Annotated in this window: 12 protein-coding genes; 4 read left to right on the plus strand and 8 right to left on the minus strand. The window is 37.8% G+C overall.

The window, feature by feature from the left end; translation table 11 throughout:
- The first annotated feature begins 34 nt into the window (after positions 1-34).
- Positions 35-1261: a threonine/serine exporter ThrE family protein gene (locus I6F66_RS11095; protein WP_010553647.1), complete on the plus strand. Its 1227-nt coding sequence runs from the start codon at positions 35-37 to the stop codon at positions 1259-1261.
- A 107-nt stretch (positions 1262-1368) separates the two neighbouring features.
- Here I6F66_RS11095 and I6F66_RS11100 read toward each other — a convergent pair whose 3' ends face one another.
- The 3 genes from I6F66_RS11100 to poxB form a co-directional block, all read right to left on the minus strand.
- Positions 1369-1779: a hypothetical protein gene (locus I6F66_RS11100; RefSeq protein ID WP_165740153.1), complete on the minus strand. Its 411-nt coding sequence runs from the start codon at positions 1777-1779 to the stop codon at positions 1369-1371.
- A 16-nt stretch (positions 1780-1795) separates the two neighbouring features.
- On the minus strand, positions 1796-2269 hold the full coding sequence (locus tag I6F66_RS11105; protein WP_165740155.1) for a hypothetical protein: 474 nt from the start codon (positions 2267-2269) through the stop codon (positions 1796-1798).
- A gap of 198 nt (positions 2270-2467) precedes the next feature.
- Complete coding sequence (gene poxB, locus I6F66_RS11110; protein ID WP_197209270.1) at positions 2468-4192, minus strand: ubiquinone-dependent pyruvate dehydrogenase; 1725 nt, start codon at positions 4190-4192, stop codon at positions 2468-2470.
- Between the two features lie 321 nt (positions 4193-4513).
- On the opposite strand from poxB, the gene I6F66_RS11115 reads away from it, so the two are divergent.
- Together I6F66_RS11115 and I6F66_RS11120 are read left to right on the plus strand one after the other, a co-directional pair.
- Positions 4514-6169, plus strand: coding sequence for an RluA family pseudouridine synthase (locus I6F66_RS11115; RefSeq protein WP_165740159.1), 1656 nt, complete (start codon positions 4514-4516; stop codon positions 6167-6169).
- 178 nt (positions 6170-6347) lie between these two features.
- Positions 6348-8267 carry a GGDEF domain-containing protein gene (locus I6F66_RS11120; protein ID WP_165735603.1) on the plus strand — a complete coding sequence of 640 codons (1920 nt, stop codon included), beginning with the start codon at positions 6348-6350 and terminating at the stop codon, positions 8265-8267.
- A gap of 36 nt (positions 8268-8303) precedes the next feature.
- Here the strand turns inward: I6F66_RS11120 and I6F66_RS11125 are convergent, their stop codons facing one another.
- Genes I6F66_RS11125 through I6F66_RS11135 form a run of 3 tightly spaced genes read right to left on the minus strand, consistent with a single transcriptional unit; the run spans position 8304 to position 9119 of the window.
- Positions 8304-8522 carry a DUF6500 family protein gene (locus I6F66_RS11125; RefSeq protein ID WP_165741365.1) on the minus strand — a complete coding sequence of 73 codons (219 nt, stop codon included), beginning with the start codon at positions 8520-8522 and terminating at the stop codon, positions 8304-8306.
- A gap of 29 nt (positions 8523-8551) precedes the next feature.
- Complete coding sequence (locus I6F66_RS11130) at positions 8552-8806, minus strand: hypothetical protein (RefSeq protein ID WP_165741366.1); 255 nt, start codon at positions 8804-8806, stop codon at positions 8552-8554.
- Positions 8807-8861: 55 nt separating this feature from the next.
- On the minus strand, positions 8862-9119 hold the full coding sequence (locus I6F66_RS11135) for a hypothetical protein (RefSeq protein WP_165741367.1): 258 nt from the start codon (positions 9117-9119) through the stop codon (positions 8862-8864).
- 348 nt (positions 9120-9467) lie between these two features.
- On the opposite strand from I6F66_RS11135, the gene I6F66_RS11140 reads away from it, so the two are divergent.
- A complete protein-coding gene (locus I6F66_RS11140; RefSeq protein WP_007581776.1) occupies positions 9468-9893 on the plus strand; it encodes a hemerythrin domain-containing protein in 426 nt (141 codons plus the stop codon).
- A gap of 117 nt (positions 9894-10010) precedes the next feature.
- Here I6F66_RS11140 and I6F66_RS11145 read toward each other — a convergent pair whose 3' ends face one another.
- Together I6F66_RS11145 and I6F66_RS11150 are read right to left on the minus strand one after the other, a co-directional pair.
- On the minus strand, positions 10011-12527 hold the full coding sequence (locus I6F66_RS11145; protein ID WP_197209271.1) for a plasma-membrane proton-efflux P-type ATPase: 2517 nt from the start codon (positions 12525-12527) through the stop codon (positions 10011-10013).
- Positions 12528-12811: 284 nt separating this feature from the next.
- Positions 12812-13225 carry a hypothetical protein gene (locus I6F66_RS11150; protein WP_165741369.1) on the minus strand — a complete coding sequence of 138 codons (414 nt, stop codon included), beginning with the start codon at positions 13223-13225 and terminating at the stop codon, positions 12812-12814.
- Positions 13226-13564: the final 339 nt, after the last annotated feature.

The following is a 13564-nucleotide window of genomic DNA, read 5'->3' on the forward strand; positions in this document are numbered from 1 at the left end:
AGCTTAGTTATCGCAATATTTGGTCCAAAAAGATTTGAAAACTGCAACCTTTACAGAAAAACGCAAATTTATCGTTAAATTGGGTAAAATGCTTCACAAGTATGGTACGCCTGCTTACCGCCTAGAAGCCCACCTAATGGAAGTGGCTACATACTTAGGACTTAAATCGTCGTTTGTTATGTCGCCAACCTCTGTAACGTTTGTTATTTGGACCGATGGCCACGAAGACGAGTACACCCACGTTGCACGTGTAGACCCTGGCGATCACGATTTAGGCTCACTTGCCGACACCGACGACCTTGTAAACCAAATGCTTGACGACAAGCTAAGTTTACAAGAAGTTGATGCGCAACTAGACGCTATTTTTGTAATGCCAAACCCATACAATAAACTTGTTACGGGCGTTGCGTTTGCAACTTCTGGTGGTGCGTTTGCAATGTTAATGGGTACTAGCTGGACTGATGTTATTTGGTCATCGCTACTTACTTTAGTTGTTTATGTGTTTGTGCTTTGGTCTGGGCGCTCAAAACGCGTAGCACATATGCTTGAGCCATTAGTGGCCATAATATCAGCCATACTTGCCTGTGCAGTAAGTGTGTATATAACACCTGAGATAAATATACGCTTGGTGGTACTTTCGGCCATTATTGTGTTTATACCCGGTTTAGCACTTGCGCTTGGTTTAGCTGAGCTGGCAGCACGGCATTTAGTGTCAGGTACTGCGCGAGTCATGGACTCGTTTATGCTGCTCTTTAAATTGTATTTTGGCGGTTTTATTGGCATAGGTATTGGCTTTGCACTTTTTGGGCAAGCCGATTTTGTACAACCTGAGCCATTACCAAAGTGGACCGCATGGCTGGCTATATTTTTACTTTGTAGCAGCCTAATCGTTATTTTTAGAACCAAACTTAAACACGCAGTTTGGTCTATTGCATCAGGCTTTATAGCGTACGGCACCAGTATTGGCTCGGCTATGTACCTTGATTACACGTTAGGTACGTTTGTAGGTGCTTTATCGGTGGGTATATTTAGTAACTTGTTTAACCGCGTTGCTAATGCGCCGGCCTCTATTGTTGCCATGCAAGGCTTAATTGTATTAGTACCAGGAAGCAAAACGTATATTGGCTTAAACTCACTTATTGAAGGCCAAGACTTTGTATATGCAGAGCACATAGGCCAACAAACGTTTTTAATATTTATGTCGCTTGTTGCAGGACTAATATTTGCAAACGTAGCTCTTCCGCCTAAAAAGAGTTTGTAAATTATACTGAGCACTCGCTTTACTTTGATTGAGTAAAGCGAGTAAATCGTTAAGCTAAAAACAACTGCCAAGTAGCAATTTATACCAATGCTAAGTGTTTTAGCTCATTACATTGCACTTGAGTCAAACTCAAAAACCTCATAATGATTCCAGCGTAAAAACAGTTCGCCGCTTTCTAAATAAAAATTTATATCATCACTTGATGGATAGCAAAAATCATCCCAGTGATCACAAAAAATTAGCCAAGGTAATGTAAGTGCTGTTTCTTGATCCCAGCAAATTGTTATTGTTTGCGAATCATTTACTAAGCCCTTTAACCATTGCCGTGTTAATTCACTTCCTTCTGTGGAGTCGAATCTTTTTGCGCCAACCGGAAAGTTAATGGGTGTGGCGGCAATTAATGCTCTTGCTTGCTCTTCACTCAACGGAATAAGTTTGTTTAATGTATCTTTAGAAAAATCACCATGGGATGCGCTAATCCATCGCCATGCTAAAGAAAAGTCTTCAATTTTAATCAACGCTCTATACCTACTTTTACGAACACTTAATTGACTCTACAACACTATTACAACGCTCTAAATACCCTATTAATTTTGGACCTTCGGGGTAGTCAGAGCAATTGCCTATTATAAGGCCTGCAACTTTACCTGCGGGTTCTATTTCTACGTCCATGTATGACGCAAACATAGTGTTGTTTTTGGTTTCAGTCCACGTAAAGTGGTAGTGAGTATTATGTGTACTAAGAAATTTACGATCTGGTTTATTAAACTTACTGGTTGTTGCTGTCAACAACGTATTTTTGTTCTTAACGGTAATTTCTGCGCCGCTTATAGCCCAAGATAATGGCCACTCTCTTGCAATTTCGGTCGAAACCTCACATTCGCCAAGTGAATTAACCTTATCTAAATCAGAAATTATATTTGCGTATTCACTGGTGCGTAAACTGCTTTGCTGAGCTTGAATAAGCCATAAAACAGCAAGCGACAGTAAAACCGATTTCCATTTCATTATTGCTCCGCTCCTCTATGAAGCAGAGGCATTTTATGCGTATTTTTATTAATTTAATGATAAACCATATATGATTTTTTATTTTTGTTCAATTACTTACAAACAACCATCACTTATTAATGGTCGAGAATGACAGTGGGGATTATTACTTTGGCACTTCCCTATTGAGCAAAAATACTCAACAGGGAAGTAACTTAACTAGCGTGACCAGTTAGTTTTAGCAAGCTCTACAATTTCGTTTCCTTTGCCGTTTATCAACGCCTTCATCATGTAAACGCTAAAGCCTTTTGCTTGCTCTAATTTGATTTGCGGTGGCATTGAAAGCTCTTGTTTCGCGGTATCGACTTCTAAAACAACAGGTCCTGAGTGATTCATCATTTCGTTCATTGCCGATGGTAATTTTTCAGGGTCGTCCACATGAATCCCTTTTAATCCACAGGCCTCTGCAATTTTAGCAAAACTTGGGTTTTCTAAATCAGTATCGCTTGATAAAAACCCACTGGCTTTCATTTCCATAGCCACAAAACTAAGTGAGCGATTATTATAAACAACAATTTTGATAGGTAAATTAAGCTGTTTAAGCGAGATTAAATCACCCATTAACATGGAAAATCCGCCATCACCACACATTGCAATTACTTGGCGGTCTCTGTTAACAGATTGAACGCCCATTGCCTGCGACATCGCATTTGCCATAGAGCCATGATTAAACGAGCCAATTAAACGGCGCTTACCGTTCATTGATAAATAACGCGCAGCCCACACTGTTGGCGTACCTACATCACAAGTAAAAACAGCATCGTCTACTGCTTTATCGTTTAGTAAACGCGTTAGATATTGCGGGTGAATTAAATTTTGCGACGTTTTGCCACTGGCAAGTTCATCGAGATCTTGTCTCGACTCTTTGTAGTTTTTAACACTCTTTTGTAAGTGTGAACTTGTGCGTTCACCTTTAATATAATCAAGCAATGTGGTCACTGAATTTTTAGTATCCCCTAACACGCCACAGTCAATTTGAACGTGTCGCCCAAGTGACGCTGCCTGATTATCAATTTGCAATATGGTGGTATTTTCAGGATAAAAAGCACGATAAGGAAAGCTCGTACCAATCATAAGTAACGTATCGGCTTCTTGCATTGCATGGTAGCCCGACGCAAAACCAATAAACCCAGTCATACCAACACCGTAAGGATTGTCGTATTCAATAAATTCTTTACCGCGCATGGCGTGCACAATCGGTGCTTGTAATTTTTTGGCTAGCGCAACAATTTCGTCGTGAGCATCCTTACAACCAGCACCACACAATAAGGTTACTTTTTTACTTTTATTAAGATGAGTCGCCATTGCTTCAATATCAGATAAAGCAGGCGTATAAATCGCAGGTTTTGGTACATTCCATTTTGGTGTAATGTTTTTAGGCATATCTTTTAATGCAATGTCGCCAGGTAGCACTAGTACACTCACGCCTTTGTTTAGTATTGCTTGTCGCATTGCGGTTTCTAGCAGGTACGGCATTTGCTCAGGGCTCGAAACCATTTCACAATATACACTGCATTCTTTAAATAATTCTTGCGGATGGGTTTCTTGAAAATAACTACTGCCAATTTCAGATGAAGGAATGTGTGCGGCAATAGCTAATACCGGTACATTATTACGCTGACAATCAAATAAGCCGTTAATTAAATGAAGATTACCCGGCCCGCAAGAACCCGCGCACACTGCAAGCTCGCCTGATAAATGCGCTTCGCCACCGGCTGCAAATGCGGCAACTTCTTCATGTCGCGTTCCTAGCCATTCAATTGTTCCCATTTTTCGCAGGCTTTCACTAATGCCGTTAAGTGAATCGCCAGTTACTCCCCAAATACGTTTTACGCCAGCTTGTTCGAGGGTTTTAGTGATAAAACTTGCGATATTTTGACTCATAATATAGAACTCCTAAATATTCAGTTATTCTGTAAATTGATTTTTCGCCTCTGCTCTATCAAGTAAGTCATCGTTTCGAAATGCGCTCAATTATTGAGAATCGATAAGCTTAGGTATTTTGATAATGATAGATATATTACTACTGAGACTTTACTAACAAACGATACTCCTAGGTTTGCTGCGCCCCCATACTGATACATAAAACATGAATGTCCGCTTTAAAGTGTTTATGAATATGCGAGTGCGAGATTTTTAGTGGCTTAACTATGAATATGTTATTATGCGCTCAATTATTTTACTGAATGCTTTTCTCTTACTTCTATGTCAAATTCTGCTTTGTGCTTTACATTATTTTCTCAAAATATCGATTCTCTCGCGCTTCCTGAAAAGTTTACTTTCCCTTTTTATTACGAGCCGCAACCATTAGCTGTAGCAGCCACAAAACAATTACAGCAACAACTTGAAACGTTAACGCATTTAAAAGCAGAAAATGCCGGTAAAATGTTTGGGGTTTTAGTGGTGCAAAATACTAAGCAACAATTAGGCTTTTTAAGTGCTTACTCGGGGCAAATTGAAGGTGATAAAGCCAATATTAACTTTGTACCGCCAGTTTCTAGCATGCAGCTGCAGGACGATAGCTATTTGGCTCAAAGTAAAATAATTAACGATATTAATGCTCAAATTGAGCAATTAGAAAATAGCGAACAACTGCATGAAGTTAATAGCAAACTTGATGATGCAACACAAAGCTACCAACAAGCACTATTAGCCCAACAGGCAGTAATGCAAGCCGGTCGCCAGCAACGTAAAATACAACGTACCGAAGGCGAATTAGAGCTTAGCGAAAGTGATTTTGAGCAGTTAAAAAATAAGCTTGCAGGGCAAAGTATCGTAGAAAAAAAGCAACTGCTAGCACTTAAAGCCTATTGGCAAAATATAATCGAGTCACTGCAGCAAACACACATCAATATTTCTGATGAAATTGCTCATTTGAAAAAACGCCGTAAAACGCTTTCTAAAAGCTTACAAAAAAAGTTATTTGCGCAGTACCAGTTTTTAAATGCAAATGCTGAGGTTACAGACTTAAATGCCATATTTGCAGCACTACCAGAGCACACTCCACCTTCGGGTGCTGGCGATTGCGCAGCGCCTAAATTATTACAATACGCCTATAAACATGACTTAAAGCCACTTGCTATGGCAGAGTTTTGGTGGGGAGCCGCGCCTAAGTCAGCAATTAGGCAGCATAAAAACTACTACCCTTCTTGTTACAGTAAATGCCAACCAATACTTGGGCACATGCTACAGGGTTTAGATGTTGAAGATAACCCGCTACTTATCAACCCAGCTCAGGGTAAAGATCTAAGTATTGTTTATAAAGATGACGATTTACTTGTGGTAAATAAGCCTGCTGAGTTTTTATCAGTACCTGGCGTTAATATTGAAGACTCAGTGTATATGCGTATTAAAACGCAGTTTCCAGAGGCTTCAGGCCCGCTAATTGTGCACAGATTAGATATGTCGACCTCCGGCTTATTGATGATTGCACTTAATAAACGCGTGCACAAAGCGCTGCAAAAGCAGTTTATTGAACGCACCATAGATAAACGTTATGTCGCATTAGTTAATGGTAACGTAGCTGAGGATAGCGGAGTAATTGATTTACCCTTAGTGCTCGACTTTGATGATAAACCGCGCCAAATGGTGTGTTACAAACACGGAAAACCTTCGCTTACTACCTGGCAGGTTTTAGAGCGCAATAACAATATTACCCGATTACAGTTATATCCTAAAACAGGGCGAACTCATCAATTAAGAGTACATTGCGCGCACAGTTTAGGTTTAAACATGCCAATTATAGGCGACACACATTACGGACAAAAAGCCGATAGATTACATTTACATGCAGAATACTTAGCATTTACTCACCCAATTACGGATAAACGATTAGAGTTTGAAGTAGCCGCAGATTTTTAATAAAAACACATAGCTACAACCACTATATTATACAATGTGTTGGTTTTTATTAATTAAATTGATATCGTTTATGGTCTTTCTATTCAATGATGAGTATAAAAAAACGGTACAAACCCAAGTTTATTAAGTAATGTTAATAAGTACTTCAATAATAAAAATAAGTCAGCAAAGGATTAACATGACTAACAATACACAAATAAAGGTTTTAGGTAATACTTTATGGGCAAAGTATATTGTTCTCCTTTTATTTTTACTTTTAAGTAAGCTTGCCTCAGCTAACGGCGACTCATTAAGTGCAACTTTACATGCGCTAGACTTTGACACGACTCAAGTCCTGATCAACAACATAAAACTGAATGAATTAGACTATCTTCAAAATGAAGACAAACTCACTCAAGCGTTTAAAATAAGCAAAGAGCAAAATTGGGAAAACCTTCATCTAGAAGCGGCCGCTTTGTATGCGGAGTTACTTTTTAGACAAGAAAAATACGAAGCGTTAAACACACACTTATCCTATTACTTAAAGAACAAAGAGTTACCAAATCAAAAAAGTGTATATTTATTATTTCTCGAATCACAACTCAAGTCTCTAGCGAGGGAGCCAAACCCAGCTCCAGCACAAACGCTAGCCACAAAATTAGAAGAGAGCTTGCAACAGCATTCAACTAAAGAAAAAATCATTATTTTACGAGCACTTGCTTACTATTACACCGATACAGATTCATTGAAAAAGACCCTAAATGTTGCACTAGAGGGGCTAGAATTAGCATTAAAAGATGACGATTCAGCATCTCAAGGATACTTTTTTAGAAAAATAGCCGATGCATATAATTATCTAAACGAAAAAGACAAAGCCGTATATTATGCAAAAAAAGCGGTTGCGGCATATGAGCAAACACAAGATGGGCTTTTTACTGCAAAAGCATATTGGAGCTTAGGCAATGTATTGCTTGAAGTAGAAAAACCTAAAGATGCCTTAATATACCTAGATAAAGCATTGCTCTATTTTAAAAAAGTTAATATGCAAAAAGGCTTAACCTTTGCTCAGTACTCAATTGCAAATATTGAGTACTTACAAGCAAACTACGATAAAGCTTTAACTTTAACTAAAGAAAACATTGAGCTTGCTCGTTCTGCAGGTGTTTACGACATGCAACTCGCATCGCTCATTTTGTTAGCTGACATATATATAAAACAAGATTTACTCGAGAGAGCAAATGAAGCAAACGATGAGGTGTTTTTAAAATTAGATAAATTCAGCCGCAGTATTTATAAAGCCGATTTTTTAAGTAAACGCTATGAGCTAAAGCGACGCCTTAACCACACTGACGAGGCTTTTGAAGCAATTGAACAAAAGATCCTTTATACAAAAAAGCACTACGAAGCAACCAGTGAAAATAATATAAAAACACTACAGATACAGTTTGAAGTAAAAGAAAAAGAAGACAAAATACAGCAACTAGAGTACGCAAAAGACATTAGTGAGCTACAAGCTAAAGAAGAATATCAACAAAAAATAATTTGGCGACTCAGCGCTGCTATTGCATTTATTTTAGTGATTGCTTCATTATTTTTATTTTATCGGCAAGCTCGACAACGTCAAAAATATCACGATATTTCATTAACAGATTATCTAACAAATTGCCCTAATCGCAGAGGAATAATGCGCGCAGCAGAAGCAAAGCTTGGTGAAGGTAAAATGACGATAGCAATTGTTGACTTAGACTACTTTAAAAAAGTTAACGACCATTTTGGTCACGATGTTGGAGATTTAGTTCTTATTGCCTTTGCAAAAGCTGCAAAAGAAACACTATGTAATGATCATCAGTTTGGTCGTTACGGCGGCGAAGAATGGTTATTTGCACTAAATACGGTTGATGAACGAATAATTCGCGATATATTTAACCGACTCGCCATTAGCTTCGCCAAGCATTGCAGTAATATAGAAGACTTTCCTAGTGATACAAAAATCACCTTTAGTGCAGGGGCCTCTGTAAGTGGCTCTTTAAAAAGCACACTAGATGTTCTTATTAAGCATGCAGATAAATTACTTTATAAAGCAAAAGAAAACGGAAGAAACCAAGTCGTTGTTGATTAAATAAGCACAGCTAAAAGTATTGGCTCATTTACTTGACTAAAGTCCGTCTAAAACCATTTGTTTAATTTTATGTGCTTTTACAAAATGATCTAATTTATGGGTGTGTATCCACCAAGTAGCAGCTTCCATAAGTAGCTCTGGGTCGTCGTTTTTATTAGCAAAAAATGCATAAAAAGAAAGCCCTACATTTTCGCCTTTGCTGGCTATTTTTTTATCGCATACGGTAATTATTTTTGCTCTTAGTTCTTCCCTCATACATACCTTATTTAATTATATTTTTACTATTAAAATACGCTATTTAAAAAACTAACCATTAGCTGTAAAAGGCTTCGATCAACCAAGCCATGATTCTCAAGCTCTTTATTAGGCGTATTTACTTTTGCAGCTTTGCATTCATTATCTAATGTCTCATTTTTACGTGTATCGGTTTCGTATGCAATATCTGCTTGTTCCATACATTTTGCCGAGCCTGCGTAAGGCTTTGCCGCACAAGCGCTTAGTAATAAAAAAAGTGGAATTGCTATCAATAATTGCTTCATAACTAATCCTATTTTTACGCAACTTATTTAATTTAAATTACAGCTGCAAGTTAGCCTATTTACTTTCTACCACCATTACAAAAAATTCAAAAAAGAACGTACCGATAGCATCAAAAAAAGTGTCATTTTTTTCATCCTTTTTAATTTGTGCGCTAATGCATTGATTATAAACTTCTGAGCTTGTTTGAGCGCCATTTCGATCAACCGTTTCAGCCTCTTCAATGCATAAGTTAGGGTCAGAACGTGGGGCAGTACTACAAGCACTTAGTAAAGCGCACAGCAATAATGCGGCGATGGGGCTTTTTGTGTTCATCCTTAAACTATCCTATTAAGTTAACGTGCTACCTGCATTTATACCGATTGGTATTATATGTGGGAGTAATACATATAGATTGTACCTAAATAATGTTGCTACTTTATCACTGCAATAAAATAAACAACCAGTAAATATTTGTAAGGTTCTGTAGGGATTTATACTCACTTCTATAATTGAACTACGTAAAAGCCTGAAATTATTGCATTCATATCACTGTAAAATTTACAGTGATAGCAGCCCAAAAATAAAAAATTAAAATAAAAGCAATAAAATACATCAACTTAATATTTGGCATTTAGTTTGCTAGTTAGTGATATAAGCAAATAAATTGTAAAAGGATTAGTTATGAATATTTTTGAAGCACTACGTCATGACCATGACAAACAACGAGAATTGGTAGATGCGCTTATTCAAACGCACGGCGACACAGAGCAGCGCCACACGCTAATGGACGAGCTAAAAACAGAACTAGAACAACACGCAAAGTTTGAAGAACGTTACTTTTACAACCCACTTATGTTTGATGACTTAACTCATGAAAAAGCGCGCCACAGCGTAGCTGAACATCACGAAATTGATGAATTAATTGAACAACTTGAAGATACCGAAATGAGCTCGTCTGCATGGTTAGTTGCAGCTAAAAAACTGCATCATTTAGTACATCATCATTTAAGTGAAGAAGAACACGAAGTATTTCAATTAGCGGGTAAAGCACTAACCGAAGGGCAAAAACAAAGCTTGGCAAAGCAGTATAATGATGCAATGCACTAATACTTTTTATTTGTGAGTAACTTTACTCACAAATAATTGAACCACCTTATATACACTCCCTTGTGTACTATTGGTTATAAGCCACTTGGCTTATAACCATTTTTTTAAGCCTATATGCTAACTCTTCTCTAGTAAGGGTGCTTCTGTCGGATCAAAAATTCGATACGCCACTAGCTTTAAACCATCGTTAATAAAAAACCACACCAAAGCATATGCCCACACAGCAAGTGCCCATCCCCATCCTAGTGGGGTCATAAACACACCATAAACAGCAATAAGTGTTGCTATAACTTGCGTGCCAAATACGGCGACCATTAATATAGCAGACGGTTTAATAGACCAAAATGGACCTCGGGTACGCGCTAAAAATATAGTCAAATGCCCTGCTACAGAAAGTAATAAGTACATTAATGTTTGAAGATGAGGACGGTCGAGTTCAAATACTTTATCTCCTAAGTAAAATAAACCAAAGGCTGCAATTGGCCCTACAATTCCCAGCACAGATGCAATACCTAAAACGAGCCGCATATTCCATGTCTCGGGCTTATTTTGATAATGCACATTGTCGTATGCAATAGACAAAATGGCGGCATCGTTAAGTAAAGCAAGCATTACAATCATGACTGCTGTTAACGGATAAAAGTTAAAAATTAATATCGCCATTGTCATAAAGAGTAGTACGCGCAGTGTTTCAGCAACCCTGTAAATAGCGTAACTGTTCATGCGTTGAAATATTTTTCGGCTTTCTTTAACTGCATCAATAATAACCGACAAGCCATCGGTCATTAACACAATTGATGCTGCTGAACGCGCTGCATCTGTAGCACCCGATACAGCAATGCCACAGTCAGCTTTTTTAAGTGCTGGCGCATCATTTACGCCATCTCCTGTCATGCCAACAATGTGCCCTCTATGCTGAAGCACATCAATAATATGGTATTTATGCTCAGGGAATACTTGTGCGAATCCGTCAGCACTCTCGATAGAATCATCTAACTGTGTGGCTTGATGATACTCAGTTGCACCAAATCCACTAGCATCAAGAATGTTTGTCCCTAAACCCAGTTTACTTGCAGTTTCGCGCGCAATGGCTACTTGGTCGCCCGTGACCATTTTAACACTCATACCCATTTCTTTTGCATCGGCAATGGTTTGTATTGCTTCTTCACGCGGTGGATCAAAAAGTGGCAATACGCCTATAAATTGCCATTTACCTTGCTCGTCTGTTTTAGCAACCGCTAAAGAGCGAAACCCACGTGCTGCAAATTCATCTATTGATGCCTCAACTTGAGTTTTAACTGCCTCAATATTAGCCGACAAAGCTAAAATAACCTGCGGTGCACCTTTGGTCACTTTAAACGTTTTGCCATCAGCATTTTTAATTAATGCTTCAGTACGTTTGCTCACAGGATCAAATGGCTGAAAATGTTTTATATGATAAGAATCTAGATACTGCTCAGCTTTTACACTTTGTAATACTGCTAAGTCAATCGGATCGTTATTTTCTGAGCGAGATGCTAATGCCGCGTACAATATAACTTGCTCAGCAGAGCCTTTATTTATTGAGTTTTCGATATAAAACGGGTCACCCAACGTTAATAGGTTTTGTGTCAATGTGCCGGTTTTATCAGAACAAAGAATATCAACACCCGCTAGCTCTTCAATTGCAGCTAAACGTGTTACAACCACTTGCTTTTTAGCCAATAAACGAGCGCCTACAGCCATAGTAACTGATAGCACTGTTGGCATTGCAACTGGTATTGCAGCAACAGTTAATACGAGTGCAAACTGTAATGTGGTGATCATTGGATCATCGCGAAACAAAGCAACAATAACTATAAGCAGTACTAAAGCCGCAGCAAGCATTATTAAATAATTACCAATTTTAAGCACCGCACGCTGAAAATGACTTGCAGTTCGCTCCCCTTGTACTAACTGTGCTGTTTTACCAAAAAAGGTATTTGCACCGGTCGCGTATACTATTGCCTCTATTTCACCTTGGCGGATAATAGATCCCGAATAAACAGTTTCACCCGCCGACTTTATAACCGGTAACGACTCACCCGTAAGTGATGATTGATCGACCTCTACTGTATCGCCATCTAACAAACGCGCATCAGCAGGCACTATATCGCCCATACGCATTCTTATAACATCGCCTGGCACAAGGTCACTGGCATTTAAGTTTTGCCATTGAGTATCGCGGCGTACTCTCGCCTTATTTGCTAATTTTGCTTTTAATGCAGCAATTGCATTGCCCGCTTGGTGCTCTTCCCAAAAGCCAACCAATACGTTGGACAACAATAATACAAGAATAATAAAAAAATCAGCCCAGTGTTTAGCAAGTGCCGATAAAATAATAGCGGCCTCGATCATCCACGGTATTGGCCCCCAAAAGTAAGATAAAAATTTGAGTAATAAGTTTGTTTTTTCTTCGACTAGTTCGTTAGGCCCGTATTGTACCAATCTTTGTGTTGCGTCAATTTGGCTTAACCCGTCGGGTGATGTTTTTAGTTTTTCTTGAAATTGTGCTAAATCGAGGTTACTCCATTCATCACTATTTTGATTGTTTGTTGATTTATTTGCTGAACGGTTTGGTGATTGATGTACTGATGAGATTTTGACCTTTTTCATGCAAGCCTTCTATACAACATTGAGTTGAATAATTTTTAAAACCGACTAACCGTATAGCTAACATAAACTAAAGCAGTCGATATTGTTCTTAAAAATGTATTAAATTTGATCTAACGCAATATTGAGACTGAAATAAAATGAAAAATTTATTTTAAAAGGATGACTAAGAAATTGGGTTACGAGGAGAATTGCCGAAAGGCTATATACGGGGCCGAAGTAGTAAATAACTTAGCCCCGTGTACTTTTTAGTTACAGCTCTGTCGGCTTATAACGATTAGTTTTGATTACTTTACAGTAAACTTAACGTCTTGGTCACGTAGTAAGTAAAGTGCAAAACACGCTGCCCACATTGGCCACGCTGTAAAGAATAATAAGTTGTTAAAACCGTCTATATACTGATTGTACGAAGAAAGCGTAGATAAGCCGTGCATTACAAAAATGATACCGTAAGTAACGCGCTTTTTAATACCCGCTAAAAATGCCAACACTAAAACAAGTTGAAGAGCACCAATTACATAAGCAACAATATCAGATGAGCCACTAATACCGTAAAAATGTTCAAAAATACGTGCGCTATGACCAGGATTTACGAATTTATCAAACGTCCACATAACCATTACAATAAATACGCCTAAACGCAAAGATAAAAGTGACCATTGTAAACGGTTTTGAACATCAGAATTGATTGAGCCTGTCATAAAACTTCCTTAAATAAATATTAATAAACGCTGAAGTAACCTAGACCGTATAAGTTATTTTTTATTTCAAAAAAATTTAATTATTTTAAATAAAAAAGTAATTAAGCCTTGTAGTAATAAAAGTGAAGCTTATTTTAGGAATTTTAAAATGCTGCGTAAAAGTTAACAATTTTAAAATGTTAGCAGGTGAAAAGTAGTCTATAATTAAAAAAGCCCATTAAAAGCAAATATTTACATTCACTCTAATACAATCGCTCTATTAATATTTTACCAACTAATAAAACAATAGTACTTAATTACCACCTTTATAATGCATCCGTTTTGTTATGTTCTAAAAAA

Source organism: Pseudoalteromonas sp. NZS100_1, assembly GCF_015864285.1.
Lineage (GTDB): Bacteria > Pseudomonadota > Gammaproteobacteria > Enterobacterales > Alteromonadaceae > Pseudoalteromonas > Pseudoalteromonas arctica.

Bases quoted from the DNA above. Each gene is read 5' to 3' on its own strand.
- I6F66_RS11120 (WP_165735603.1), top strand. From the start codon at position 6,348: ATGACTAACAATACACAAATAAAGGTTTTAGGTAATACTTTATGGGCA.
- I6F66_RS11135 (WP_165741367.1), bottom strand. From the start codon at position 9,119: ATGAACACAAAAAGCCCCATCGCCGCATTATTGCTGTGCGCTTTACTA.
- I6F66_RS11130 (WP_165741366.1), bottom strand. From the start codon at position 8,806: ATGAAGCAATTATTGATAGCAATTCCACTTTTTTTATTACTAAGCGCT.
- I6F66_RS11150 (WP_165741369.1), bottom strand. From the start codon at position 13,225: ATGACAGGCTCAATCAATTCTGATGTTCAAAACCGTTTACAATGGTCA.
- I6F66_RS11145 (WP_197209271.1), bottom strand. From the start codon at position 12,527: ATGAAAAAGGTCAAAATCTCATCAGTACATCAATCACCAAACCGTTCA.
- I6F66_RS11115 (WP_165740159.1), top strand. From the start codon at position 4,514: ATGTCAAATTCTGCTTTGTGCTTTACATTATTTTCTCAAAATATCGAT.
- I6F66_RS11105 (WP_165740155.1), bottom strand. From the start codon at position 2,269: ATGAAATGGAAATCGGTTTTACTGTCGCTTGCTGTTTTATGGCTTATT.
- I6F66_RS11125 (WP_165741365.1), bottom strand. From the start codon at position 8,522: ATGAGGGAAGAACTAAGAGCAAAAATAATTACCGTATGCGATAAAAAA.
- poxB (WP_197209270.1), bottom strand. From the start codon at position 4,192: ATGAGTCAAAATATCGCAAGTTTTATCACTAAAACCCTCGAACAAGCT.
- I6F66_RS11140 (WP_007581776.1), top strand. From the start codon at position 9,468: ATGAATATTTTTGAAGCACTACGTCATGACCATGACAAACAACGAGAA.